This window comes from Mycobacterium sp. RTGN5 (assembly GCF_033804465.1).
Taxonomy (GTDB): domain Bacteria; phylum Actinomycetota; class Actinomycetes; order Mycobacteriales; family Mycobacteriaceae; genus Mycobacterium.
Genome location: NZ_JAPZLA010000001.1, coordinates 2,127,473 through 2,153,461 on the forward strand (window position 1 = coordinate 2,127,473; position 25,989 = coordinate 2,153,461).

General features: G+C 67.5%; 21 protein-coding genes. 17 read left to right on the forward strand and 4 right to left on the reverse strand.

Going from position 1 to position 25,989, the window contains the following annotated elements:
* Window position 1 precedes the first annotated feature (1 nt).
* From SLQ31_RS10375 to smc, 12 genes are all read left to right on the forward strand, one after another.
* Window positions 2-634: a vitamin K epoxide reductase family protein gene (locus SLQ31_RS10375; RefSeq protein WP_413641946.1), complete on the forward strand. Its 633-nt coding sequence runs from the start codon at window positions 2-4 to the stop codon at window positions 632-634.
* Window positions 635-670: 36 nt separating this feature from the next.
* Entirely contained in the window at window positions 671-4,066 is a 3,396-nt protein-coding gene (locus tag SLQ31_RS10380; protein ID WP_319432012.1) for a pyruvate carboxylase, read from the forward strand.
* Window positions 4,063-4,614: a 16S rRNA (guanine(966)-N(2))-methyltransferase RsmD gene (rsmD, locus tag SLQ31_RS10385; RefSeq protein ID WP_319433022.1), complete on the forward strand. Its 552-nt coding sequence runs from the start codon at window positions 4,063-4,065 to the stop codon at window positions 4,612-4,614. Before SLQ31_RS10380 ends, rsmD begins: the two co-directional genes overlap by 4 nt.
* Window positions 4,615-4,625: 11 nt before the next feature.
* On the forward strand, window positions 4,626-5,111 hold the full coding sequence (gene coaD / locus SLQ31_RS10390) for a pantetheine-phosphate adenylyltransferase (RefSeq protein WP_319432014.1): 486 nt from the start codon (window positions 4,626-4,628) through the stop codon (window positions 5,109-5,111).
* An 84-nt stretch (window positions 5,112-5,195) separates the two neighbouring features.
* Window positions 5,196-5,762 carry a hemerythrin domain-containing protein gene (locus SLQ31_RS10395; RefSeq protein ID WP_319432016.1) on the forward strand — a complete coding sequence of 189 codons (567 nt, stop codon included), beginning with the start codon at window positions 5,196-5,198 and terminating at the stop codon, window positions 5,760-5,762.
* A 183-nt stretch (window positions 5,763-5,945) separates the two neighbouring features.
* A complete protein-coding gene (gene sepIVA, locus SLQ31_RS10400) occupies window positions 5,946-6,683 on the forward strand; it encodes a cell division protein SepIVA (RefSeq protein ID WP_319432018.1) in 738 nt (245 codons plus the stop codon).
* A gap of 59 nt (window positions 6,684-6,742) precedes the next feature.
* Window positions 6,743-7,348 carry a DUF177 domain-containing protein gene (locus tag SLQ31_RS10405; RefSeq protein ID WP_319432020.1) on the forward strand — a complete coding sequence of 202 codons (606 nt, stop codon included), beginning with the start codon at window positions 6,743-6,745 and terminating at the stop codon, window positions 7,346-7,348.
* Between the two features lie 41 nt (window positions 7,349-7,389).
* Window positions 7,390-8,049, forward strand: coding sequence for a ribonuclease III (gene rnc / locus SLQ31_RS10410; RefSeq protein ID WP_413641948.1), 660 nt, complete (start codon window positions 7,390-7,392; stop codon window positions 8,047-8,049).
* Window positions 8,042-8,893 (forward strand): DNA-formamidopyrimidine glycosylase, encoded by an 852-nt coding sequence (gene mutM, locus SLQ31_RS10415; protein ID WP_319432023.1) that lies wholly within the window; start codon window positions 8,042-8,044, stop codon window positions 8,891-8,893. The genes rnc and mutM overlap by 8 nt, the downstream gene beginning before the upstream one ends.
* A gap of 85 nt (window positions 8,894-8,978) precedes the next feature.
* Window positions 8,979-9,395, forward strand: a complete 417-nt coding sequence (locus SLQ31_RS10420; RefSeq protein WP_319432025.1) for an OsmC family protein — start codon at window positions 8,979-8,981, stop codon at window positions 9,393-9,395.
* Window positions 9,382-9,663, forward strand: coding sequence for an acylphosphatase (locus SLQ31_RS10425; RefSeq protein ID WP_319432027.1), 282 nt, complete (start codon window positions 9,382-9,384; stop codon window positions 9,661-9,663). The genes SLQ31_RS10420 and SLQ31_RS10425 overlap by 14 nt, the downstream gene beginning before the upstream one ends.
* A gap of 139 nt (window positions 9,664-9,802) precedes the next feature.
* The gene (gene smc / locus SLQ31_RS10430; protein WP_319432029.1) at window positions 9,803-13,390 is read left to right on the forward strand and encodes a chromosome segregation protein SMC; all 3,588 of its coding nucleotides are present in this window, start codon (window positions 9,803-9,805) and stop codon (window positions 13,388-13,390) included.
* Window positions 13,391-13,413: 23 nt separating this feature from the next.
* Here the strand turns inward: smc and SLQ31_RS10435 are convergent, their stop codons facing one another.
* Genes SLQ31_RS10435 through fni form a run of 3 tightly spaced genes read right to left on the reverse strand, consistent with a single transcriptional unit; the run spans window position 13,414 to window position 16,721 of the window.
* Window positions 13,414-14,409, reverse strand: coding sequence for a B12-binding domain-containing protein (locus SLQ31_RS10435; RefSeq protein ID WP_413641698.1), 996 nt, complete (start codon window positions 14,407-14,409; stop codon window positions 13,414-13,416).
* Window positions 14,406-15,662, reverse strand: coding sequence for a PP2C family protein-serine/threonine phosphatase (locus SLQ31_RS10440; protein ID WP_319432032.1), 1,257 nt, complete (start codon window positions 15,660-15,662; stop codon window positions 14,406-14,408). Before SLQ31_RS10440 ends, SLQ31_RS10435 begins: the two co-directional genes overlap by 4 nt.
* 33 nt (window positions 15,663-15,695) lie before the next feature.
* On the reverse strand, window positions 15,696-16,721 hold the full coding sequence (gene fni, locus SLQ31_RS10445) for a type 2 isopentenyl-diphosphate Delta-isomerase (protein ID WP_319432034.1): 1,026 nt from the start codon (window positions 16,719-16,721) through the stop codon (window positions 15,696-15,698).
* A gap of 66 nt (window positions 16,722-16,787) precedes the next feature.
* On the opposite strand from fni, the gene ftsY reads away from it, so the two are divergent.
* The 4 genes from ftsY to SLQ31_RS10465 all read left to right on the forward strand — a co-directional run bounded on the left by ftsY (window position 16,788) and on the right by SLQ31_RS10465 (window position 22,592).
* Entirely contained in the window at window positions 16,788-18,155 is a 1,368-nt protein-coding gene (gene ftsY / locus SLQ31_RS10450) for a signal recognition particle-docking protein FtsY (RefSeq protein ID WP_319432036.1), read from the forward strand.
* Between the two features lie 177 nt (window positions 18,156-18,332).
* Window positions 18,333-19,691, forward strand: coding sequence for an ammonium transporter (locus SLQ31_RS10455; protein ID WP_319433023.1), 1,359 nt, complete (start codon window positions 18,333-18,335; stop codon window positions 19,689-19,691).
* Window positions 19,692-19,696: 5 nt separating this feature from the next.
* On the forward strand, window positions 19,697-20,035 hold the full coding sequence (locus tag SLQ31_RS10460) for a P-II family nitrogen regulator (protein ID WP_174398689.1): 339 nt from the start codon (window positions 19,697-19,699) through the stop codon (window positions 20,033-20,035).
* Window positions 20,036-20,108: 73 nt separating this feature from the next.
* Window positions 20,109-22,592, forward strand: coding sequence for a [protein-PII] uridylyltransferase (locus SLQ31_RS10465; RefSeq protein WP_319432039.1), 2,484 nt, complete (start codon window positions 20,109-20,111; stop codon window positions 22,590-22,592).
* On the opposite strand, the gene SLQ31_RS10470 is transcribed toward SLQ31_RS10465, so the two are convergent.
* Window positions 22,589-24,172, reverse strand: a complete 1,584-nt coding sequence (locus SLQ31_RS10470; RefSeq protein ID WP_319432041.1) for a hypothetical protein — start codon at window positions 24,170-24,172, stop codon at window positions 22,589-22,591. The two genes, SLQ31_RS10465 and SLQ31_RS10470, sit on opposite strands and share 4 nt — an antisense overlap.
* Window positions 24,173-24,423: 251 nt before the next feature.
* On the opposite strand from SLQ31_RS10470, the gene ffh reads away from it, so the two are divergent.
* Window positions 24,424-25,989, forward strand: coding sequence for a signal recognition particle protein (gene ffh, locus SLQ31_RS10475; protein WP_319432043.1), 1,566 nt, complete (start codon window positions 24,424-24,426; stop codon window positions 25,987-25,989).

The following is a 25,989-nucleotide window of genomic DNA, read 5'->3' on the forward strand; positions in this document are numbered from 1 at the left end:
CGTGGCGACCCCGGCGCCGGTGGAACCGACGGAACCCGCTGAGGCGGGGACCGCGCCGGGTGGGGTCGCAGTGCGGGCGACCAGCGCCTGGTGGGTGCTGATCGCCGGAGTCGTCGGACTGATCTCCTCGGTCACCCTGACGATCGAGAAGATCGAGATTCTGGTCAACCCGGCCTACGTGCCGAGTTGCAGTATCAACCCGATCCTGTCGTGCGGCTCGGTGATGATCACCGAGCAGGCGTCGGCATTCGGCTTTCCCAATCCGTTGATCGGCATCGCCGGCTTCACCGTCGTCGTCGTCACCGGCGTGCTCGCGGTGACCAAAGTCCCGTTGCCCCGGTGGTACTGGGTGGGTTTGACGATCGGCACGGGGCTGGCTGTCGTGTTCATCCACTGGCTGATCTTCCAGACGCTGTACCGCATCGGCGCGCTGTGCCCGTACTGCATGGTGGTGTGGTCAGTCACCATCCCGCTTCTGGTTGTGGTGTCCTCGATCGCGTTTCGTCCGCTCGCCGGCAACGCAGTCGCCAGCGTTCTGTACACCTGGCGCTGGTCGATTGTGGCTCTTTGGTTCACCGCGATAGTGCTGCTGATCCTGGTTCGGTTCTGGAACTACTGGTCAACGCTCATCTAAAGCGTGTCGTATCGGCAACGGAGGTAGGGTCCGTCTGTGATTTCCAAAGTCCTTGTCGCCAACCGCGGTGAGATCGCGATTCGTGCTTTTCGCGCTGCCTACGAGATGGGCATCGGCACGGTCGCGATCTATCCCTACGAGGATCGCAACTCACTGCATCGGCTGAAGGCCGACGAGTCGTATCAGATCGGCGACATCGGGCATCCGGTGCGGGCGTATCTGTCGGTCGACGAGATCGTCGCCACCGCGCAGGCCGCCGGCGCCGACGCGATCTATCCGGGGTACGGCTTCCTGTCGGAGAATCCTGAACTGGCGGCGGCCTGTACGGCCGCGGGCATCACGTTCATCGGGCCCGATGCCGAGATTTTGGAGCTCACCGGCAACAAGGCACGCGCGATCGCGGCGGCTCGTGAGGCAGGCCTGCCGGTGCTCGCCTCCTCGGAACCGTCCTCGTCGGTCGAGGAACTGGTCGAAGCCGCCAAGACCATGCATTTCCCGGTGTTCGTCAAGGCTGTCGCCGGCGGCGGTGGGCGGGGGATGCGCCGGGTGAGCGACCCGGCCGCGCTTGCCGAGTCCATCGAGGCGGCCAGTCGCGAGGCCGAATCGGCGTTCGGTGACCCGACGGTGTTCCTCGAGCAGGCCGTGGTGAATCCGCGCCACATCGAGGTGCAGATCCTCGCCGACACCCACGGCAACGTCATTCACCTCTACGAGCGCGATTGCAGTGTGCAACGCCGCCACCAGAAGGTCATCGAACTCGCGCCCGCGCCAAACCTGGATCCCGCTCTGCGGCAACAGATTTGCGACGACGCGGTCGCGTTCGCGCGCCAGATCGGCTACACCTGCGCGGGCACCGTCGAGTTCCTGCTCGACGAGCAGGGCCGGCACGTGTTCATCGAGATGAATCCCCGGATCCAGGTGGAGCACACCGTGACCGAGGAGATCACCGACGTCGACCTGGTGTCGGCGCAGCTGCGGATCGCCGCGGGGGAGACGCTGGCGGACCTGGGCCTGAGCCAGGAGGCGATCCAGCCACACGGCGCGGCGCTGCAATGCCGCATCACCACCGAGGATCCGGCCAACGGGTTCCGGCCCGACACCGGGCGGATCACCACCTACCGCTCACCGGGTGGGGCGGGGATCCGCCTCGACGGTGGCACGCATCTGGGTGCCGAGGTCGCCGCGCATTTCGATTCGATGCTCGTCAAGCTCACCTGTCGGGGTCGTGACTTTCCCACCGCGGTGGCCCGGGCCAGGCGTGCGGTCGCGGAGTTCCGCATCCGCGGTGTGTCGACGAATATCCCGTTCCTGCAAGCGGTTCTGGACGACCCGGATTTCCAGGCCGGACGCGTCACCACGTCGTTCATCGACGAGCGCCCGCAGCTGCTGACCTCACGCACGTCAGCCGACCGCGGAACCAAGATGCTGAAGTTCCTTGCCGAGGTGACGGTCAACTCGCCCTACCGCGATCGCCCCCGGTACTACCCCCAGGACAAACTGCCCCCCATCGACATCGCGTCGACCACCCCGCCGGCGGGAAGCAAGCAGCGGCTCGTCGAACTGGGACCCGAGGGATTCGCCCAGTGGCTCAAGGATTCTGATGCCGTCGGCGTGACCGATACGACGTTCCGGGACGCGCACCAGTCACTGCTGGCGACGCGGGTGCGCTCGTCGGGCCTGCTGTTCGTCGCCCCCTACATCGCCAGGATGATGCCGCAGCTGCTGTCGATCGAATGCTGGGGCGGCGCGACTTACGATGTGGCGCTTCGCTTCCTGAAGGAAGACCCGTGGGAACGGCTCGCCTCGCTACGCGAAGCGATCCCCAACATCTGCCTGCAGATGCTGTTGCGCGGCCGCAACACCGTGGGGTACACGCCCTACCCGGAGGCGGTGACGCACGCGTTCGTCGACGAGGCCGCCCGCACCGGCGTCGACATCTTCCGCATCTTCGATGCACTCAACAACGTCGAATCGATGCGGCCCGCCATCGACGCGGTACGCCAAACCGGTTCGGCGGTAGCCGAAGTCGCGATGAGCTACACCGGCGACCTGTCCGACCCCGCCGAGACGCTCTACACGCTGGACTACTGGCTGCGGCTCGCCGAGCAGATCGTCGACGCCGGGGCGCATGTGCTGGCGATCAAGGACATGGCTGGCCTGTTGCGTCCGCCGGCGGCGGCCACTCTGGTGTCGGCGCTGCGCAGCCGCTTCGACCTGCCGATTCACGTGCATACCCACGACACCCCCGGCGGCCAACTGGCCACTTACACCGCGGCGTGGCATGCGGGCGCGAGCGCGGTCGACGGGGCGGCGGCGCCGCTGTCGGGAACCACCAGCCAGCCGCCGCTATCGGCGATCGTCGCTGCCGCGGCACACACCCCGTTCGACACCGGCCTCGACCTGCAAGCGGTGTGCGACCTGGAGCCGTACTGGGAGCTGCTCCGTCGGGTCTACGCGCCGTTCGAGGCCGGTCTGCCCGCGCCGACCGGGCGGGTCTATCACCACGAGATTCCCGGCGGCCAGCTGAGTAACCTACGCACGCAAGCGATTGCGCTCGGGCTGGGTGAGCGGTTCGAGGACGTCGAGAACGCCTACGCCGGCGCCGACCGGATCCTGGGCAGGCTGGTCAAAGTCACCCCGTCGAGCAAGGTGGTCGGGGACCTGGCACTGGCGCTCGTCGGTGCGGGGATCACTGCGGAGGAATTCGCCGAAGACCCCGCGCGCCAAGACATCCCCGACTCGGTGATCGGGTTCCTGCGCGGCGAGTTGGGCGACCCGCCCGGCGGCTGGCCGGAACCGTTGCGCACCAAGGCGTTAGAGGGACGCGGGCCGGCCAAGCCCGAGGAGCCGGTGTCGGTCGAGGATGAGAAGGTGCTCGGCGAGCCCGGCCCGATCCGCCAGGCCACCTTGAACCGGCTGCTGTTCCCCGGTCCCACCAAGGAATTCGAGGCGCACCGCGAGGAGTACGGCGACACATCGGGCCTGTCCGGCAACCAGTTCTTCTGCGGGCTCCGCCACGGCGACGAGCACCGCATCATGCTCGAGCGCGGCGTCGAACTCATCGTCGGGCTGGAAGCCATCTCCGACGCCGACGAGCGCGGGATGCGCACGGTCATGTGCATCATCAACGGCCAGCTGCGTCCGGTGTTGGTGCGCGACACCAGCATCGCCGAAACCGTGCCGACCGCCGAGAAGGCCGACCGCGGCAATCCCGATCACGTCGCCGCCCCGTTCGCCGGGGTGGTCACCGTCGGGGTGGCCGTTGGCGACCAGGTGGACGCCGGCCAGACCATCGCCACCATCGAGGCGATGAAGATGGAAGCCGCGATCACCGCACCCAAGGCCGGGACCGTCAATCGCGTCGCCGTCGGCAGCACCGCCCAGGTCGAAGGCGGCGATCTGCTGGTCGTGATCGGTGGGGGAACAACCTGACCCGCATCGTCGGGGGCACCGCCGGCGGCAGGCGTATCGATGTGCCGGCGCGCGGAACACGGCCGACCACGGATCGGGTTCGCGAGGCGTTGTTCAATGTCCTTGCCGCACGGCGGGATTTCGACGGACTGCGGGTACTGGACCTCTACGCGGGGTCGGGTGCACTCGGGCTCGAAGCGCTATCCCGCGGTGCGGTCTCGGCGCTCTTCGTCGAAAGTGATTCGCGCGCAGCGGCGGTCATCAAACGCAATATCGAGACCCTCGGGCTGACGGGTGCGACGGTGCGGCGCGGTGTGGCCGCCGCGGTGCTGGCGGAAGGGGCCGAGCAGCCGGTGGACCTGGTGCTCGCCGACCCGCCCTACGAGGTGTCGACCGCCGAGATCGAGGCGCTGCTGGACAGTCTGGCGCGCAACGGCTGGTTGGGTGCGGACAGCGTCGTGGTGGTGGAACGCCCGGCCTCCTCGGCCGAACTGGCCTGGCCGGCGGGTTGGACGGCGTGGCCGGTGCGCCGTTACGGAGATACCCGAGTTGAACTGGCCGAGTGCTAGCGTTTTCGCTCATGAGTGGCGCGGTATGTCCGGGGTCCTTCGATCCGGTGACGTTGGGCCATATCGACATCTTCGAGCGGGCCGCCGCGCAGTTCGACGAAGTGATCGTCGCAGTGTTGATCAACCCCAACAAGAAGGGGATGTTCGACATCGACGAGCGCATCGCGATGATCGACGAAGCCACCGCCCACCTGCCGAACCTGCGGGCCGAGTCGGGGCAGGGCCTGGTCGTCGACTTCGTCAAACAGCGTGGATTCACCGCGATCGTCAAGGGTCTGCGGACGGGCACCGATTTCGAGTACGAGCTGCAGATGGCCCAGATGAACAAGCACATCGCCGGGGTGGACACGTTCTTCGTGGCCACCACACCGCAGTATTCGTTCGTCTCGTCGTCGCTGGCCAAAGAGGTGGCGATCTTCGGCGGTGACGTCGCGGCGTTGCTGCCGGAGCCGGTGAACCGCCGCCTGCAGGCCAAGCTCGCTCAGCGCGCTGACTGACGTTTTGGGCATAGGTGGCCCGGGTATCGCCTGGTTGGCGCACAGCCCCGCGCCGATAAGCCCGAAAGCAGCGGAGGCATTGCTGTGGTTGAAACATTCGTGCAATCCACGACCGACGTCGTCGATTTCCTCAAGCACCAACACAACCTGATCAAGGACATGTTCGACGAGGTTCTGCACGCCTCCGATCCCAAGGCCAGGGAGAAGGCATTCGTCGATCTGCGCCAGCTTCTCGCTGTGCACGAAACCGCGGAGGAGATGGTGGTTCATCCTCGCGCGCGTCGCGACGTGACCGACGGCGACAACATCGTCGACACCCTGCTGAAGGAGGAGCACGAGGCCAAAGAGCAGCTGTCCGCACTCGAAAAGATGGACATCGACTCCGCAGAATTCCTCAACGCGCTCACCACGTTTCGCGATGCGGTGATCCAGCACGCCGAGCACGAGGAGAACGAAGAGTTCAGCGAGCTGCAGGCAGAGCTGGACGCCGCGGATCTCAAGCGGATGGTCGGAGCGGTGCGTGCGGCCGAGGCGATCGCGCCGACCCGCCCGCACCCCGGCGTCGAATCGGCGACCCTCAACTTCGCGGTCGGCCCGTTCGCGTCGATGCTCGACCGTGCCCGCGACGCGATCTCGGCGGCGATCACGTAACAAGCCCAACCCCTCGGATTGCCCGCCAGCCGGCGCGTCAGCCCGACATAATCTTTGGCGAGACGCCCTCTGACCGGTGCGCTTGCCAAAAACGTCTTTCCGACACACCGGGCCGCCACCACAGTCACAGGCGTAACACCAGGCACACTAGTCACTACCAACTACGCCCAGGAGGGTGGCGCCGTGTACCGAGTTTTTGAAGCGCTCGATGAGCTGAGCGCGATTGTCGAAGAGGCCCGCGGCGTCCCGATGACTGCTGGCTGCGTGGTCCCGCGCGGCGACGTACTCGAACTCATCGACGACATCAAGGACGCCATCCCCGGCGAGCTCGATGACGCCCAGGACGTACTGGATGCCCGTGATTCGCTGCTGCGGGAGGCCAAAGAGCACTCCGATTCGATGGTCTCCAACTCCACCGCCGAGGCCGACTCGCTGCTGAGCCATGCCCGCGCCGAGGCCGACCGGCTACTGGCCGAAGCCAAGTCGCAGGCCGACCGGATGGTTGCCGAGGCCCGCCAACACAGCGAGCGCACGGTTCTCGAGGCTCGTGAGGAGTCCAGCCGCCTGGCGGCGACGTCCAAGCGCGAGTACGAGGCGGCCACCAGCCGAGCCAAGGCCGAGGCCGACCGGCTGGTCGAGAGCGGCAATATCTCGTACGAGAAGGCCGTGCAGGAGGGCATCAAGGAGCAGCAGCGGCTGGTCTCCGACACCGAAGTCGTGCAGTCGGCCCACGCCGAGTCGACTCGGCTGATCGACACCGCCCACGCCGAGGCCGACCGGCTTCGTGGAGAGTGCGACATCTACGTCGACAACAAACTCGCCCAGTTTGAGGACTACCTCAACGGCACCTTGCGTTCGGTCAGTCGGGGCCGTCACCAGCTGCGGACCGCCGCGGGTACCCACGACTACGTTCAGCGCTGAACGGCACGGCCCACGCCTATTGGCTGAATCGGGCCGCGCCGGGTTTTAAGATTGGATTCATGTCGACGCGACGAAGTGGCCGAACCCAACGCCGACCGCGATCGTCGCTCGTCTTCGACATCTCCCGGTTGGGGCGCCGCCCCGGCTCCATGCTGGAGCTGCACGAGACCGTGCCCAGTCCGTCCCGAATCGGGTTGGACCTGATCGCGATCGAACGCGGTGCGGATCTGAACCTGGACCTGCGGCTGGAATCGGTGTCCGAGGGCGTGCTGGTCACCGGCACCGTGGACGCGCTGACCAGCGGTGATTGCTCCCGGTGTCTGACGCCCGTCACCGGCGACGTCGAGATCTCGCTGACCGAGTTGTTCGCCTATCCGGACAGCGCAACCGAATCCACCACCGAGGAAGACGAAGTCGGCCACGTCGTCGACGACGCGATCGACCTCGAACAAGCGATTGTCGACGCCGTCGGCCTGGCCCTGCCGTTCGCGCCGGTGTGCACCGAGGATTGCGCCGGGCTGTGCACGACGTGCGGTGTCTCGCTGGCCGACGCCGAACCGGATCACCACCACGAGGGGATCGACCCGCGCTTTGCCAAGCTGGCGAAGATGTTTCCCGCCGCAGACGAGGAGAACACCCCCGAGCCGGGGGCTGGCGCTTCGTGAGCCCGCCACGTGAGCATCTGCTGGACGCGTTGGGCGTCGAGATGACCGAAGAATTGCTGACGCTGGCGTTGACCCATCGCAGCTACGCCTACGAACACGGCGGGCTGCCCACCAACGAGCGCCTGGAGTTCCTCGGCGACGCGGTACTCGGACTGACGGTGACCGACGAGCTCTACCACCGCCACCCGGACCGATCCGAAGGCGATCTGGCCAAGCTGCGCGCCAGCATCGTCAACACCCACGCGCTGGCCGACGTCGGGCGCGGCCTCACCGCCGAGGGGCTGGGGGCGCATCTGTTGTTGGGCCGCGGCGAGCTCAACACCGGCGGGGCCGACAAATCCAGCATCCTGGCCGACGGGATGGAGTCGCTGCTGGGCGCGGTGTACCTGGAGCACGGCATCGACACCGCACGCAAGGTCATCTTGCGGCTGTTCGGCAATCTCATGGATACCGCGCCGACACTGGGCGCCGGACTGGACTGGAAGACAAGCCTTCAAGAACTCAGTGCGTCAAAGGGTTTGGGGCCGCCGACCTACCTCGTCACCTCGACGGGACCCGATCACGACAAGGAGTTCACCGCGACCGTCGTGGTGGGGGAGACCGAGTACGGCACCGGTGTTGGCCGATCCAAGAAGGAAGCCGAACAGAAGGCCGCAGCCAAGGCGTGGCAGGCCATCATGGATCAACAGCCGGATGCCTGAACTGCCGGAGGTCGAGGTTGTCCGGCGCGGTCTGCAAGCCCACGTGGCGGGCAAGTCGATCACCGCGGTACGGGTGCACCATCCGCGCGCGGTACGCAGGCATGAGGCCGGCGCCGCGGACCTGACCGCGCGGCTGCTCGACGCGAAGATCATCGGCACGGACCGGCGCGGAAAGTACTTGTGGCTCAGTCTTGGTGACGATCAAACCGCGCTCGTCGTGCACCTGGGGATGAGCGGGCAGATGCTGCTCGGCGAAGTCCCCAACACCAACCACCTGCGCATCGCCGCACTGCTCGACGACGGCACCACACTGAGTTTCGTCGACCAGCGCACGTTCGGCGGGTGGCAGCTGGCCGACCTCGTCGACGTCGACGGCAGCCGGGTGCCCGAGCCGGTGGCCCACATCGCCCGGGATCCGCTGGACCCGCGCTTCGACCGCGACGCCGTCGTTACGGTGTTGCGCCGCAAGCATTCCGAGATCAAGCGGCAGCTGCTCGACCAGACCGTCGTCTCCGGCGTCGGCAACATCTACGCCGACGAGGCATTGTGGCGGGCCAAGATCAACGGCGCCCGGCTCGCGGCTGGCCTGACTCGACGCCAGCTCGGCGAGCTGCTCGACGCCGCCACCGAGGTGATGCGCGAGGCGCTGGGGCAGGGCGGCACATCCTTCGATTCGCTGTACGTCAACGTCAACGGCCAGTCCGGCTACTTCGACCGGTCGCTGAACGCGTACGGCCGCGAAGACCTGCCCTGCCCGCGCTGCGGGACGGCGATCCGGCGGGAGAAGTTCATGAACCGCTCCTCGTACTACTGCCCGAAATGCCAGCCCCGCCCTCGGCGTTGAACCGGGCGCCGAGATCGACGTTTTGGCGTGATTTACTCGCACTTTCTCGGCCGTTTGTCGGTTTGGGCGCAAAGAGGAGAGACAGATGACCGACCTGTGGGTGGAACGGACCGGCGTGCGGCGCTATACCGGGCGCAGCAGCCGCGGCGCGGAGGTGCTGATCGGCTCGGAGACCGACGAGGGCGTCTTCACCCCCGGCGAGCTGCTCAAGATCGCGCTGGCCGGCTGTAGCGGGCTGAGCAGTGACCAGCCGCTGCGCCGCCGCCTCGGCGACGACTACCCGGCGGTGATCAAAGTCTCGGGGCCCGCCGACCGTGAGCAGGAGCGCTACCCCCTGCTGGAGGAGAAGCTCGAGATCGATCTATCCGGGCTGTCCCCGGAAGAGGTCGAACGCCTGGTGGTGGTGGTCAGCCGGGCGATCGAGCAGGTCTGCACCGTGGGGCGCACCCTGAAATCCGGCACCGAAGTCCATTTCGAGGTGACGGACGTTGGCCGCGCCTGACACTCGGCTGACCGCCTGGGTGCACGGCCACGTCCAGGGCGTGGGTTTCCGCTGGTGGACGCGGTCGCGGGCGCTGGAGCTCGGGCTGACCGGCTACGCGAGCAACCAGGCCGACGGCCGGGTGCTCGTCGTCGCGCAGGGACCGCGCGCCGACTGCGAGCGATTGTTGGAGCTGTTGCGGGCCGGCACCACCCCCGGATCGGTGGACAACGTCGTCGCCGACTGGTCGGCGGCAGGCGAGCCGATGCGCGGTTTCGTCGAAAAGTAAACCCCAGAGGTAACATTCGTCACTTCAGCCCCGCCTGTTTGGTAGCAACTGCCGGGCGATGAACGTCCGGCAAGACACCCGTTAACCACGCTGCACGGTTGCGCTACCTGCCCCTCATCCGCCGGTAAGGTGGCACCCCGTGTACCTCAAGAGTCTGACGCTGAAGGGCTTCAAATCCTTCGCGTCGCCGACGACTCTGCGCTTCGAGCCGGGTATCACCTGCGTGGTCGGTCCCAACGGCTCCGGCAAGTCCAATGTCGTCGACGCGCTGGCCTGGGTGATGGGCGAGCAGGGCGCCAAGACGCTGCGCGGCGGAAAGATGGAGGACGTCATCTTCGCCGGCACCTCGTCGCGGGCGCCGCTCGGGCGCGCCGAGGTGACGCTGACCATCGACAACTCCGACCACCTGCTGCCCATCGAGTACACCGAGGTGTCGATCACCCGCCGGATGTTCCGCGACGGAGCGGGCGAGTACGAGATCAACGGCAGCAGCTGCCGGCTGATGGACGTCCAAGAGCTGCTCAGCGACTCCGGCATCGGCCGCGAGATGCACGTCATCGTCGGCCAGGGCCGGCTCTCGCAGATCCTCGAGTCGCGGCCCGAAGACCGCCGGGCCTTCATCGAAGAGGCCGCCGGTGTGCTCAAGCACCGCAAACGCAAGGAAAAAGCGGTCCGCAAGCTCGATTCGATGTCGGCCAACCTGGCCCGGCTCACCGACCTGACCACCGAGCTGCGCCGCCAGCTCAAGCCGCTGGGCCGACAGGCCGAGATGGCGCGCCGTGCCCAGACCATCCAGGCCGATCTGCGCGACGCCCGGCTGCGGCTGGCCGCCGACGATCTGGTGGTCCGTCGGACCGAGTTCGCCGGGGCCGACAACACCGAGACCACGCTGCGCCGCGAGCACGACGAGGCCGCCGACCGCCTTGGGGTGGCCACCGAGGCGCTGACCGCCCACGAGGCCGCCGTGGCGACGCTGTCCGAACGCACCGACGCCGCTCAGCAGGCCTGGTTTCGCCTGTCCGCGCTGGCCGAGCGGGTCAGCGCCACCGTCCGCATCGCCACCGAGCGGGCGCAGTACCTGGACGCCGAACCCACCGCGAGCACCGGTCCGGACCCGGACGCCCTGGATGCCGAGGCCGACGAGGTCGCCGCGCGGGAGCAGGAGCTACTCGTCGAGCTGACCGAAGCCCAGTCCCGGCTGGAGATCGCCAGGGCCGAGCTGGGCGAGCGCGAACGCGCGGCCACTGAGGCCGAACGTGCGCACATGGCCGCCGTGCGCGCCGAAGCCGACCGCCGCGAGGGCCTGGCCCGGCTGGCGGGGCAGGTGGATACGTTGCGCGCCCGGGTCGAGTCCATCGACGACGGGGTGGCGCGACTGACCAGCGGGATCGAAGATGCCGGGGCCCGTACCCAGCACGCCAGGGCCGAGTTCGAGACGGTGCAGGGCCGGGTCGGTGAGCTCGATCAGGGCGAGCTCGGGCTCGACGAACAACACGACCGCACCGTCACCGCGCTGCGGCAGGCCGACGAGCGGGTGGCCGAATTGCAGTCCGCCGAGCGCGCCGCCGAACGCCAGGTGGCCTCGCTGCTGGCCCGCATTGACGCACTGTCGGTCGGGTTGGAACGCAAGGACGGCTCGGCCTGGCTGACGCAGAACCGCAGCGGCGCAGGCGTTTTCGGGACAATCGCCAAACTGGTCAGGGTGCACTCGGGCTACGAGATTGCACTGGCCACGGTGCTGGGTGCCGCCGCCGATGCGGTGGCCGCCGATGACTCCCACGCCGCCCGCTCCGCGGTACACGCACTCAAGGAATCCGACGGCGGCCGGGCCGCAATCGTGTTGGGGGACTGGCCGATAGCGGCGCGGCAAGGCGGCTCGTTGCCCGACGGTGTGGCCTGGGCGCTGGATCTGATCGAGGCGCCGGGACGCCTGCAGGGTGCGATGACCGCGATGCTGTCCGATGTCGCCGTCGTCCAGGACCTTGGTGCGGCCCTCGATCTGGTTGCCGCGCGGCCAAACCTGCGCGCGGTGACTCGTGAAGGTGATCTGGTGGGCGCGGGATGGGTCAGCGGTGGCTCGGATCGAAAGCCGAGCACCCTGGAGATCGCCAGCGAAATCGACAAGGCCAGAAGGGAACTCACCGCTTCCGAGACGCAGGTCGGCGAGCTGTCGGCCGCACTGGCCGGGGCACTCACCGAGCAGGGTAACCGCCAGGACGCCGCGGAAGAGGCGCTGGCCGCACTCAACGAATCCGATGCCGCGATCTCGGCGATCTACGAGCAGCTCGGCCGGCTCGGGCTGGACGCCCGAGCCGCCGAGGAGGAGTGGCGCCGGCAGCTGGCCCAGCGTGGCGAGTTGGAGGCCAGCCGGCTGCAGACGGTAGAAGAGCTCACCGCGCTCGAGAACCGCCTGGCCGCAGCGCAGGACACGCAGACCGTCGTCGACGACGAGCCGGAGGACCGCCAGTACATGCAGGCGGCCGCCGAGGAAGCCCGTGCCGTCGAGGTGGAGGTGCGGCTGGCGGTGCGCACCGCCGAAGAGCGCGCGAATGCCGTTCGCGGGCGCGCAGATTCGCTACGCCGCGCGGCGACGGCCGAGCGGGAGGCGCGGATCCGCGCGCAGCGCGCCCGCGCCGCCCGCGCGCACGCCGCCGCGGTGGCGGACGCGGTGGCCGATTCCGGCCGCCGCATCGCCGAGCGACTGGCCGGCGTGGTTGCGGCGGCGTCGCGCCGCCGCGACGGCCTGGCCGCCGAACGCCAGGAGCGGGCCACCGCGATGGCCGCCGCGCGTGAAGAAGTCACCGCGTTGAACAGCCGGATCACCGCGCTCACCGACTCGCTGCATCGCGACGAGGTGGCCAAGGCGCAGGCCGCCATGCGCATCGAGCAGCTCGAGCAGATGGTGCTCGAGCAGTTCGGCATGGCCGCCGACGATCTGGTCGTCGAGTACGGGCCCGATGTGTCGTTGCCGCCTTCAGAGCTGGAGATGGCCGAGTACGAGCAGGCCAAGGAGCGCGGCGAGCAGGTCACCGCGCCCGCACCGATGGTGTTCGACCGCCCGACCCAGGAGCGCCGTGCCAAGCGGGCCGAACGGGAGCTGGCCGAGCTCGGCCGGGTGAATCCGCTTGCGCTGGAGGAGTTCGCGGCGCTCGAGGAGCGCTATAACTTCCTGGCCACCCAACTCGAGGACGTCAAGGCCGCGCGCAAGGACCTGCTCGACGTGATCGCCGACGTCGACGACCGGATCCTTCAGGTGTTCGCCGAGGCCTACGCCGATGTCGAGCGTGAGTTCGGCGAGGTCTTCTCGGCGTTGTTCCCCGGCGGTGAAGGCCGGCTGTTGCTGACGGATCCCAACGACATGCTCACCACCGGCGTCGAGGTGGAGGCCCGCCCGCCGGGCAAGAAGGTCAAGCGGCTCTCGCTGCTGTCCGGCGGCGAGAAGTCGCTGACCGCGGTGGCGATGCTGGTGGCCATCTTCCGGGCCCGCCCGTCCCCGTTCTATGTCATGGACGAGGTCGAGGCCGCCCTCGACGACGTGAACCTGCGCCGGCTGATCGGGTTGTTCGAGCAGCTGCGGGCGCAGTCACAGCTGATCGTCATCACCCACCAGAAGCCGACGATGGAGATCGCCGACGCGCTCTATGGCGTCACGATGCAGGGCGACGGCATCACCACCGTCATCTCGCAGCGGATGCGCGGCGAAGAGTTGGTGTCGGCCAGAACCTAGCGCGCGCTCAAACCCGTTGCTGGTCAGGCCGATTCGAGAACGAAGTGCTGCACGACCAGTTCGCGTGCCAGCGGGAATTCGTCAAGATCCGCAGCAAGCAGGCGCGCCAACTCGGCAACCGCGGCGGGATCGAGATCGCGCGCCCGCAACACGTCGGCGATCCACCAGGCGGTCTCGGAAATCGGTCGGCTGTCCCCGGTGAGCAGCGCCGCGGACACCGCATGCAACGCTTGGTTCACGGTGTCGGCCCCCAGGTTCGCCAGGGCCGTACTCGGATTGGGCTCACGAGTCAGGGACCATCGCTGGCACAGCGAATCGACGATCCGGCGGTGACGCAGATCCAGCAGAGCCTGTTCGGCGGTGGCCGCCACCGGAAGCTCGGGTAAGGCGCCGACCACCGTCGGCAAGGTGTCCATGGCCGCGAGCGCCGAGCGTGCGTCGGGTGCCCAGGCAGTTGCGCCGAGTGCACGTGCCCGCACGTCGTCGTACCCGAACGCCGGACCACCGACGAGGGTCGGCACGCCTGCCGCGGTGGCCGCCTCGATGAACCGGCGAGTGGTCGGCAGTGCGCCCAGCACCGAGCAGCTGATCGCCACCGCGTCAGGTCCCCGATCGGCCAAATGCTGGCTGAGCCGCATCGGCGAGGTCGCCGCCCCCAACACGGTGGTGTCCCAGCCGCGGGAGCGCAACGCGCAACCGATGATCATGGCCGGCAGTTCGTGCCATTCTCGCTCGGCGCAGGCCACCAGAACCGAGCCGCGCAGAAGAGGTCCCGCACTGACGTAGTCGGCGACGGTCTGGGTCGCGGCGACCGAGATCGCCGTGGAGGCGTGCTCATCGGCGACCGTCCATTCGCCTCGTTGCCAACGCATTCCGACATCCCGCTGGGATACGGCTATCACCTCGGTCAGAACGATGATCGGGTCCGCACCGTCGGCGAGCATCTGCGTGACGACGCCGGTCGCCTGCACCCGATTCCTGGCCGCCAATGCGTCTCGATAGTCCGAGAGCAAACTCACCTCTCGCATGTGATTGCCAACAACACCATGTCGTCGTGCGGCTCACCGTCGAGATAATCCAACACATCGCGTTCGACGGCTTCACAGATCACGTCGCCGCCGGCGCCGGCGTAGGCGGGAAGCAGGCCGAGCAATCGGGGCAGGCCATAGAGTTGCTTGTCACGGCGGGCCTCCTCGACGCCGTCGGTAAACATCAGCATGGTGTCGCCGCGATGCAGCCGCAGCGTTGTAGCGCGGTACAGCGCACCGCGTTTCACGCCGGCCGCAATCCCGGAAACTTCGACCTCATCGATATCGCCGTTGGCGCGCACCACGATCGGGGCCGGGTGTCCGGCAGCTGCGATGTCCGCCTCGGCGCCCTGACCATCTGGCCCATTGCGCACCCTGGCGCACAGTGCGGTGACGAATCCGCTCACTTTCTGCTCGCACAGTACCGAATTCAGTGCATCGAGTACCGAAGCGGGCCGGTGGTCGAAATGTGCTGCGGTACGGACGGTTTGCCAGGCCTGCGAAGTAAGCGCTGCGGCGTCGACACCCTTGCCGCACACGTCGCCCAACGTGACGAGCAAGTCGTCCTCCGCACCGACGACATCGTAGAAGTCGCCCCCGATTTCGAGGTGCTCGACAGCCGGCCGGAAGCGCGCGGCGATTCCGAGACCGGTGAGTCGGGGCAGAGTCGGTGGCCGGAGCGAGCGCTTCAGCACCGCGGCCAACTGGCCGCTCTCCTCGTAGATCCGGGCAGAGTCGAGCGCGACGGCGGCGATCGCGGCCACCCGTTCTGCCTCGCCGACGGTGGCATCGTCGAAGTGCCGGCCCCCTGAGCGGGCGAGGACCAAGGCTCCTATCGTCGTTCCGCGCGCCGTCAGCGCCAGTGTCAACACGTCAACGGGACGCAGTCGCGCGAGCTCGTGCGCGAGTCCGGAATGGCGTAGCCGGATGGCGATATCGGCCGCCGATTCGTCCGGATCGATGAGGCGGTGCAGTGGTTGACCGGTGCGCAACACCTGATCCAATCCGCGCTCGGTTGCTGAGGACCGCGCTATGACAGAGGAGAATGTGACATCGGCGCCGCCGTAGAGGGCGAGCCCCCCAGTGCGGTGATCGGGCATGGCAAGCAGCGCCCAGTCCGCAAGCACGGGTCGGACGGTACTGAGCAACCTGAGCACGGTCCGTCGCAGATTCAGTGATCCGTGGAGCACAACCTCGACATCGTCGTCCCGGAGCGAGACACCGGCTTGCGCTTCGTTTGCCATTGCACCCCACGCTAGCCCTCTATCGAGACCCGCTTACGGGCCTTGAAGCGGAGCGCCCAGATCGCGGAGTGCAGCCAGGTCGGCCACCCCGCAGCCGTGTAGGCAGATCCGCAGTTCCTCGATGAGCCGGTGCAGGGTGTCCAATGCCGCGGCGGGTGACTCGATTGCCGCGGCCAGCAGCGGGCGGGCCAGCGCCACCACGTCGGCGCCCATCATCAACGCCTTGGCGGCGTCCAGTCCGGTGCGAATGCCACCAGAAGCCACCAGCGGCATGCCCGGCAGCGTCACACGCACCTCGGCAAGAGCCTGGGCGGTCGGGACGCCCCATTCGGCGATCGCCGGATCGCGCACTTCCCCGTAGCGCACCAGCTGCTCCACCCGTGCCCACGAGGTCCCGCCTGCCCCGGCGACGTCGACCGCGGCGATCGGCATGCCGCGTAACCGCTCGGCGGCCGCGGCGCCGATGCCGTGACCGACTTCCTTGACCAGCACCGGGTAGGGGAGATCCTCGGCCAGTTGGCGCAACCGCGCCAGCGAGCCGCTGAAATCGGTGTCGCCGTTGTCCTGCATGGCCTCCTGCAGCGGGTTGGTGTGCACCGCCAGCGCGTCGGCACCGATCCGATCCAGTGCGGCAACCAGTTTGGGCACCAACGCGTCGGAGAGCTGCGCCAGCCCGATATTGCCGATCAGCAAGACGTCGGGTGCCAACTCGCGGACCTCGAAGCTGGCCGCGGCGACGCTGTTGTCGAGCATGATGCGCTGCGAGCCGAGCATCATGCCGATCCCGAGCTTCTGGGCGGCCTCGGCCAGGTTGCGGTTGATCGTGCGGGACAGCTCGGCTCCGCCGGTCATCGCCCCGATGAGAACGGGTGCGCGCAGCGGGGCGCCCAGGAACGTGGTGCTCACGTCGACGGCATTGATGCTGGTCTGGGTCAGGGCGTTGTACGGCAGCCGGTAGCGCTCGAAGCCGGTCGTCACCGTTTCATAGGAGACCGGCCCGTGCAGGCACGCGTCGATGTGGCGCAGCTTGCGGCTCGCCATTGCTGGGGTCTCGTCCATCGTCACTAAGTACCCCGTTGTCCAGGGGAAGCGCAGGCCCGCTCAGCGCCCTGAAACAATGGCACGGTGTCAGAGGGTCTCTGGATCGCTATCGCGGTCATCGCCGTCCTGGTCATCACTGCAATCGTCGTCGGGCTGGTGCGGTTCCGGCGGCGTCAGATCAGTCTGCGCCCCAGCTCAGAGAGTCCCACACCGATCGACCGATCCGGTGGATACACCGCCTCGACGGGCATTTCGTTCAGCCAGACGCCCACGGTGGACACCGTCGGGCTGGAGCGAAGCGACCCGGGAATTGACACCGTCGGGCAGGACCCGGGAATTGACACCGTCGGCCTGCCGGGGGTCGGCGATGACGCCGCGGTGCCGCGCGACTCGGTCAAGCGGCCGATCGCCGATGTGCGGCTGCCCGAGCCGCCGGTGGTCGAGGAGCCGAAGGCCGAAGTAGCCCCCGAGCCCCCAGCAGTCCCATCGGAAGCCCCGAAAGCTCCCGGGGCACCAGACCTCGACGCCATTGCCCCCGCTGAAGGCCGTCTGGAGCGCCTGCGCGGGCGCCTCGCCAAATCCCAGAACGCGCTCGGCCGCAGCATGCTGGGCCTGCTCGGCGGTGGCGACCTCGACGAGGCGTCCTGGGAAGAGGTCGAGGACACGCTGCTGATCGCCGACCTCGGACCGGTGGTCACCGCCTCGGTGATCGAGCAGCTGCGCAGCCGGCTGGCCAGCAGCACCGTGCGGACCGAGGCCGATGCCCGCGCGGTTCTGCGCGAGGTGCTCATCGCCGAGCTGAACCCCGAACTGGACCGCTCGATCAAGGCGCTACCGCATGCCAACAAGCCGTCGGTGCTGCTGGTCGTCGGCGTCAACGGGACCGGCAAGACCACCACCGTCGGCAAGCTGGCCCGGGTCTTGGTCGCCGACGGGCGCCGGGTCGTCCTCGGTGCGGCCGACACCTTCCGGGCCGCGGCTGCCGACCAACTGCAGAGCTGGGGGTCGCGGGTCGGTGCCGTGGTGGTCCGTGGCGCCGAGGGCGCCGACCCGGCCTCGGTGGCCTTCGATTCGGTGGACAAGGGCATCGAGACCGGTGCCGACGTCGTCGTCATCGACACCGCGGGCCGGCTGCACACCAAAACCGGCCTGATGGACGAGCTCGGCAAGGTCAAGCGGGTGGTCAGTAAGCGCGCCGCCGTCGATGAGGTGCTGCTGGTGCTCGACGCGACGATCGGCCAGAACGGTCTGGCACAGGCTCGGGTGTTCGCTGACGTCGTCGAGATCACCGGCGTGGTGCTGACCAAGCTCGATGGCACGGCCAAGGGCGGCATCGTGTTCCGCGTGCAGCAGGAACTGGGCGTCCCGGTCAAGCTGGTCGGACTGGGCGAGGGTCCCGACGATCTGGCGCCATTCGAGGCGGCGGCCTTCGTCGACGCGCTGCTCGGATAGCCCGCAAATCGCTTCTGAGCGCTGCGAATTGCGGGATGTAACACCAGCGAAACGAAGACTGCCAATCCGTTCACACGCGCGAAACACCCAGGCGTCTCAGCTGAAACAACCACTGCGCATTGTCTTGGCCTAGGTCAACGGTGCCTAACCGTGGCATGGGTGAAGGAGATACTGCGAGTGGATGGATTTCCCGTAATGGGTGTGCCGGACACCGGCGACACAGCATGGATGCTTGCGAGCTCCGCGCTCGTGCTGCTGATGACGCCGGGCCTGGCCTTTTTCTATGGCGGCATGGTGCGTGCCAAGGGCGTACTCAACATGATCATGATGAGCGTCAGTGCCATGGGCCTTATCACGGTGCTGTGGGTTCTGTACGGCTACTCACTGGCGTTCGGCGACGACAAGTTCAACTTGTTCGGCGATCCCACCCAGTACTTCGGCCTCAAAGGCCTGATCGGTGGCACCTACCTGCAGCTCACCCCGGACGCAGCGGCCGTTTCGGTCCCGCTGGCCGGAACCATTCCGCAGGTCGTCTTCGTGGCCTTCCAGCTGATGTTCGCGATCATCACCGTCGCCCTGATCTCCGGTGCGGTCGCTGACCGCCTGAAGTTCGGTGGCTGGCTGGTGTTCGCCGGTCTGTGGGCCACCTTCGTGTACTTCCCGGTCGCGCACTGGGTGTTCGCCTTCGACGGCGTCACCGGTGCGCATGGCGGCTGGATTGCCAACAAGCTCAAGGCAATCGACTTCGCCGGTGGCACCGCGGTGCACATCAACTCCGGTACCGCCGGCCTGGTTCTCGCCCTCATCCTTGGCAAGCGCCTCGGCTGGCCCGGCACCCCGATGCGGCCGCACAACCTGCCGTTCGTGATGCTCGGCGCCGGTCTGCTGTGGTTCGGTTGGTACGGCTTCAACGCGGGTTCTGCGGTGGGCTCCAACGGAATTGCCGGTGTCACGTTCATCACCACCACGGTCGCCACCGGTGCGGCAATGCTGGCCTGGCTGCTCACCGAGCGGATTCGTGACGGACACGCCACCACCCTGGGTGCGGCATCGGGCATCGTGGCCGGCCTGGTCGCGATCACCCCGTCCTGCTCGTCGGTGAATGTGGTTGGCGCACTGGCGATCGGCGTGGGCGCCGGTGTCCTCTGTGCGCTGGCGGTCGGCCTGAAGTACAAGCTGGGCTTCGACGACTCGCTCGACGTGGTCGGCGTGCACCTCGTCGGCGGTCTGTTCGGCACCCTGATGGTGGGCCTGGTGGCCACCGCGGAGGCGCCGGCGGCGGTTTCCGGCCTGTTCTACGGCGGCGGCACCGACCAGTTGGTCAAGCAGGCCATCGGTGCCTTCGCGGTTCTGGGGTACTCGGCCATCGGTACGGCTATCTTGGCCTTGATCGTCAAGTACACCATCGGACTGCGGCTTGATCGAGAAGAAGAGGCAGGCGGCATCGACGAAGCCGAACACGCGGAGACCGCGTACGACTTCGCCGTGGTCGGCAGCACGGGCTCGGTTCTCGGTCGTCACGGCGCGGAGGAATGAGGAAAATGAAACTGATTACTGCGATCGTCAAGCCGTTCACGCTGGAAGACGTCAAGACCGGTCTCGAACAGGCGGGTATCCTCGGGATGACCGTCAGTGAGGTGCAGGGATACGGACGCCAGAAGGGCCACACCGAGGTATACCGAGGTGCGGAGTACTCCGTCGACTTCGTGCCCAAGGTCCGCGTGGAGGTCGTCGTCGATGACTCTGCCGTCGACAAGGTCGTGGACGTCATCGTGCAGGCCGCACGGACCGGCAAGATCGGCGACGGCAAGGTGTGGGTCAGCCCCGTCGAGACCGTTGTTCGGGTCCGCACGGGCGAGCGGGGGTCCGACGCTCTCTGACGCATCCGATGTGACGTCTTCGTGCGGCCTCACCGAATAAGCGTTAGTTGGCGTCGGCCGTAGGAGGACTGAGATGACAAAGCAATCAAGAGATCCCGCCGCCGGCGCTTCCCGATGGGAGGCACCGGCGGCGGGCTCGTCTAAGCCGGCCAAGGATCTGGCGATGGCGTCCCAACAGCTTCTGGAAGGTGGTCAGCGCCAACTCGATTCGGTCGCCCTGCGCGACGCCCTGCTGGATCTGCACGACTTCTGGTTGTCCACCAAGGCCACCGAGATCGGGATCACGCCCACCAGTGGATTTGCCATTGTCGCCACGGGCGGGCTGGGCCGCCGGGAATTCGTGCCCTACTCCGATCTCGACCTCATGCTGGTGCACGACAACATGCCCGCCGACATCGTCACCCAGGTGGCCGAACTGTTGTGGTATCCGTTGTGGGACGCGAATATTCGCCTCGACCACAGTGTCCGCACCGTGCCCGAGGCTCTCACGGTGGCCAGCGAGGACATCTCAGCGGGTTTGGCGATGCTCGAGGTGCGGCACATCGCCGGCGACTCCGAGTTGTCCCAATTGCTGGTCGGCGGGGCCAGGCGCCAGTGGCGCACCGGAATCGCCTCCCGCTTCGACGAACTCGTCGAGCTCACCCGGGCACGCTGGGAACGCAGCGGGCAGATCGCGCATCGCGCCGAGCCCGACCTCAAATGCGGCCGCGGCGGCCTGCGTGACGTCCAGCTGCTCAATGCCCTGGCCATCGCCCAGCTGGCCGATGTGTACCCGAGCCACTCGCTGGCGTCGCCGACCGGATCGCTGGGTGAGGCGCATCTGGCGCTGCTGAACGTCCGCACCGAACTGCACCGGACCTCCAAGCGTGGCAGAGACCAGTTGCTGGCCCAGTTCGCCGACGAGATCGGCGCCGCGCTGCGCATCGGTGACCGTTTCGATCTGGCCCGGGTGCTCTCCGACGGGGCGCGCACCATCAGCTACTACGTCGACGCCGGGCTGCGGACGGCGGCGAACGCCCTTCCCAAACGCGGGCTTTCGGTGTTGCGCCGCCCGACGCGTCGTCCGCTCGACGAAGGCGTGGTGGAGTTCGCCGGCGAGGTGATCCTGGCCCGCGACGCCCGCCCCGAGCGAGATCCTGGCCTGATCCTTCGGGTCGCCGCCGCCTCGGCGACCACCGGATTGCCGATCTCGGGGTCGACGTTGAGCCGGCTGGCGGCGTCGGCTCCCGAGCTGCGCACGCCGTGGCCCCGGGATGCCCTCAAGGACCTGCTGGTGCTGCTGGCCGCCGGCCCGACGGCGGTGGCCACCATCGAAGCGCTGGACCGCACCGGATTGTGGGGCCGGCTCTTCCCGGAGTGGGGAGCTGTGCGCGACCTTCCGCCGCGCGATGTCGTCCACATCTGGACCGTCGACCGGCATCTTGTCGAGACTGTCTCGCGGGCAAGCGCTTTCACTACCCGCGTGTCGCGTCCTGACCTGCTGATGCTCGGCGCTCTGCTGCACGACATCGGGAAGGGTCGCGGCGGAGACCACAGCGTGATCGGTGCCGATCTGGCCGTGCAGGTTGGTACTCGGCTGGGTTTGTGGCCTTCCGACATCGACCTGCTCGCCGCGATGGTGCGCTATCACCTGCTGCTTCCCGACACCGCGACGCGCCGTGATCTGCAGGACCCGAAGACCATCGCCCGTGTCATCGACGCGCTCGGTGGCGACCCGGTGCTGCTCGAATTGCTGGATGCCCTGGCCGAGGCGGACTCGCTGGCCACCGGGCCCGGGGTGTGGGGCGACTGGAAGGCCTCGCTGATCGGCGACCTGGTCCGGCGCTGCCGGCTGGTGTTGGCCGGCGAATCATTGCCACAGGCGGATCCCATTGACCCGCATCATCTTTCGCTTGCCGCCGATCGCGGGGTGCATGTCGAGATGATGCCGGGGGAGAGCGCGCACACCTTCAACGTGGCGATCATCGCACCCGACCGGCGCGGCCTGCTGTCCAAAGCGGCCGGCGTGCTCGCGCTCAATTCGCTGCGGGTGCATTCGGCATCGGTCAACAGTGCCGGTGGTTCGGCGATCAATACCTTTGTGGTGTCACCGCATTTCGGGGCGCCACCCGCTGCCGAGCTCTTGAGGCAGCAGTTCATCCTCGCCCTGGACGGCGAGCTCGACGTCATCGCCGCATTGGAGAAGCGCGACCGGGAGGCCACCCAGTACGGCACCGGCCGGGTGGGGGAACACAAGCCGGCGGTGCCGATCAACGCCGTGCCGGCCCCGCCTCGCATCCTGTGGCACGACGGCAGCGGCGAGGGCCAGTTGATCGTCGAGATTCGCACCACCGACCGCACCGGTCTGCTTGCGCTGCTCACCGCTGTATTCGAACGCACCGAAGCAGATATCGCATGGGCCAAGATCACCACCCTGGGCTCGTCGGTGGTCGACGCGTTCGGAATCTCGGTGCCTGCGCTGGATTCCGTAAACGACATTCGCAAGCAGCTCGAAAGTGAGCTCTACGCGGTACTACCGGCTCCGCCGGTGGCTGCGCCCATCGTGGAGGCGAGTTAGCGGCTGCTCTTCGGGATCAAGCCGAGTGTGCCGTTACCCGCTGTGGTGCCAAGGTAATACACGACGTCGTAGTCGTAGAACAACGAGATGCCGGTGTTCAAGTAGTAGACGTCCTTGGCCTCAACGTCGTCTGCGGGCACGTCCTGAACCTTCACCTTGCCGGCATTGAGGTCATCGGTCGTGACGAACTGGAAATACCGAACCGGGGTTTGGCCCGTCGTAGTCCCGTTGAGCCAGAACAGCATGTCGGTTTTCAGCTTGCCCTTGGTGTCCGTCGAGTCGTCCCAGTCGATGATCGAATCGTATTTGTCCGGATGCGGACTCAGGTTGGTGTTGTGCAGCGTGGTGTTCGCGCCGGTATCGGGAGTGATGCCGACGTTCGGATCGTTGATCAGCAAGGTGCCACTGCGATCGATGATGTTGATCGCCGCGTTGAACAGCTGCAGCGCGTAGAAGTGCAGGTGGCTGTTGTTGAAGGTATTCGTGCCCGCCTTGTCGTCCGGCAGCATTGGGAAGTACATGCCCTGCGAGTTCGCAATGTTGCTGTTGGTCAAGCCAATCTGCATCCACGCCGCGCCGGTGTCCGGATCCACGTGCACGAGGTAGCCGGGCTTGGCGCCCCAGCCAAAGGTCAGCTGGGCGATCACCTGGTCGATTGAATTCGCTTGGAATGTCGGGGCCATCCCGAAGTCGCCGTAGAACGCGTTGTCGATGGGTGCGGGCGAACTTGGTGTTGGAAGACCGTTCGGCGTCCAGAACACGTCGCCGGTTTTGCTGTCTGTGATCGAATTCATTTGGCCGACAACAACTTGACCACTGGTGACCAGCGGGGTGGAGCTCCCAATCGAATACAGCGACACGGTTCCCGTCGCCGCGTAGCCGGTGTAATCCAGGCCGCTGTCGAACTTGTCCTGCACCTGTTGTGTGGAGGTGGTGACATTGCTGCCCCACCACGGCGACAACGAGGGGTCATCCGAGGCGTAGGCCGCATAGAAGCCGCCCGCGCCGGTGTCGAACTCGAACAGCTGCGGCGGCGCACCGTAGCCGAGTGAGACGTAGATGCCGAGTTTCTGGGTGCCTGCGTTGTCGATGGCCTGGAAGTAGAGCGGCACCTTGATCGGCCGGGTGATCACCCCGACGCTAGCCGGGAACAGGGTGCGGCGCACCAGGTACAACGTGCCCTGCAAGAAGTCGGTGACCGGGTTGGCCGGCAGCGCGGAGAGCCGGTTCGCGGCGCCGGCGAGGATCTGCTGCACCTCATCGGAGATCGACTGCAGGGCTTGACTGCCGCCGATGCGCTCGGCGCTCGCTAGCCGCGGGGTCTTTTCGACGCGGCCCGTGACGTTGCGGGTATTGGCCGCCACCGGTGCCTTGGCTCGCGCGGCACTGGCCTGCGCAGCCGGGCGTGAGGAGCGTCCAGACGTTGCGGTGGTGTGCTTGGCAGGACCGGTGTGCGCCGAACTATGCGACGAATTCGCCGTGGCCGAGCCCCCGCTCGCGTCCGCCGTGGCGATGCAGGGTGCTGCCAGCAATGCCATCCCGATTCCGGTGGCTGCCGTACCCAGCTGAAGCCAGCGCACGACCGGCACTGTCCGGCGTTTGCCACGATCGGCCGCGGACCTTCTGCCGCGCACAGAATGACCCACCCGACCTCCAAGCCCGACCCTTGGGAGCGCATTTGCTGCACTCCCGAGAAGGGATATCACATGCCCGGGGTCCGAGCGGGATATTCGCGGCGGTCCGCGAAGTCGACACCAGGGTTGCGATTCGCGGCGCGGGCACGACCATGGTGGCGATCTCGCTCCTGGGCTGCGCCAGATAGGCTTGCGTCGTGTTTGAATCCCTGTCCGACCGGTTGACCGGTGCGCTGGCCGGCCTGCGTGGCAAGGGCCGGCTCACCGACGCCGACATCGACGTCACCACGCGTGAGATCCGGCTGGCGCTGCTCGAGGCCGATGTCTCGCTGCCGGTGGTCCGCGCCTTCGTCAATCGCATCAAGGAGCGGGCGCGCGGCGCCGAGGTCTCCGGTGCGCTGAACCCCGCCCAGCAGGTCGTCAAGATCGTCAACGAGGAGCTCGTCGGCATCCTCGGCGGTGAGACCCGTCAGCTGGCGTTCGCCAAGAACCCGCCGACGGTGATCATGCTGGCCGGCCTCCAGGGCGCCGGTAAGACGACGCTGGCCGGCAAGCTCGCCAAATGGCTCAAGGGCCAGGGCCACACCCCGCTGCTGGTGGCCTGCGATCTGCAGCGCCCCGGCGCGGTCAACCAGCTCAAGATCGTCGGCGAGCGGGCCGGCGTCAATGTCTTCGCCCCGCACCCGGGCACCGCGCCCGACGCCGCCGACTCCGACGCCGCCGGCCCCGGTGACCCCGTCGTCGTCGCGGCCGCCGGCCTGGCCGAAGCGCAGACCAAGCATTTCGACGTCGTCATCGTCGACACCGCCGGCCGCCTCGGTATCGACGACGTGCTGATGGCTCAGGCCGCCGCGATCCGCGACGCCGTGCATCCCGACGAAACCCTGTTCGTCCTCGACGCGATGATCGGCCAGGACGCGGTGGCCACCGCCGAGGCCTTCGGTGCCGGTGTCGGGTTCACCGGTGTCGTGCTGACCAAGCTCGACGGCGACGCCCGCGGTGGTGCGGCGCTGTCGGTCCGCGAGGTCACCGGCGTGCCGATCCTGTTCGCGTCGACCGGTGAGAAGCTCGAGGACTTCGACGTCTTCCACCCCGACCGGATGGCCAGCCGCATCCTCGGCATGGGCGACGTGCTCAGCCTGATCGAGCAGGCCGAGCAGGTCTTCGACCAGGAGAAGGCCGAGGAAGCCGCGGCCAAGATCGGCTCGGGCGAGCTGACGCTGGAGGACTTCCTCGAGCAGATGCTGATGATTCGCAAGATGGGCCCGATCGGCAACCTGCTGGGCATGCTGCCCGGTGCCGGCCAGATGAAGGACGCGCTGGCCACCGTCGATGACAAGCAGCTCGACCGGCTGCAGGCGATCATCCGCGGGATGACCCCCCAGGAGCGGGCCGACCCGAAGATCATCAACGCCTCGCGGCGGCTGCGCATCGCCAACGGCTCGGGTGTCGCGGTCTCGGAGGTCAACCAGCTCGTCGACCGTTTCTTCGAAGCACGCAAGATGATGTCGCAGATGGCCGGTGCGATGGGCATGCCGTTCGGGCGGCGGTCGTCGAAGAAGAACGCCAAGAACTCGAAGAACTCGAAGAAGGGCAAGAAGAGCGGGCGGGGGCCGACGCCGCCGAAGCGCAATCCACTGTTGGCCGGCGGCATGCCCGGTGGTTTCCCCGACCTGTCCGGAATGCCCGAGGGGCTCAACGAGCTGCCGCCGGGGTTGGCCGACTTCGATTTGTCCAAGCTGAAGTTCCCGGGCAAGAACTAA

What these genes read in the sequence shown, in the direction of transcription:
- mutM (WP_319432023.1), top strand. Translation starts at nt 8,042, where the DNA reads ATGCCTGAACTGCCGGAGGTCGAGGTTGTCCGGCGCGGTCTGCAAGCC.
- SLQ31_RS10405 (WP_319432020.1), top strand. Translation starts at nt 6,743, where the DNA reads ATGTCGACGCGACGAAGTGGCCGAACCCAACGCCGACCGCGATCGTCG.
- fni (WP_319432034.1), bottom strand. Translation starts at nt 16,721, where the DNA reads ATGGACGAGACCCCAGCAATGGCGAGCCGCAAGCTGCGCCACATCGAC.
- SLQ31_RS10460 (WP_174398689.1), top strand. Translation starts at nt 19,697, where the DNA reads ATGAAACTGATTACTGCGATCGTCAAGCCGTTCACGCTGGAAGACGTC.
- SLQ31_RS10420 (WP_319432025.1), top strand. Translation starts at nt 8,979, where the DNA reads ATGACCGACCTGTGGGTGGAACGGACCGGCGTGCGGCGCTATACCGGG.
- coaD (WP_319432014.1), top strand. Translation starts at nt 4,626, where the DNA reads ATGAGTGGCGCGGTATGTCCGGGGTCCTTCGATCCGGTGACGTTGGGC.
- SLQ31_RS10440 (WP_319432032.1), bottom strand. Translation starts at nt 15,662, where the DNA reads ATGGCAAACGAAGCGCAAGCCGGTGTCTCGCTCCGGGACGACGATGTC.
- SLQ31_RS10465 (WP_319432039.1), top strand. Translation starts at nt 20,109, where the DNA reads ATGACAAAGCAATCAAGAGATCCCGCCGCCGGCGCTTCCCGATGGGAG.
- rnc (WP_413641948.1), top strand. Translation starts at nt 7,390, where the DNA reads ATGACCGAAGAATTGCTGACGCTGGCGTTGACCCATCGCAGCTACGCC.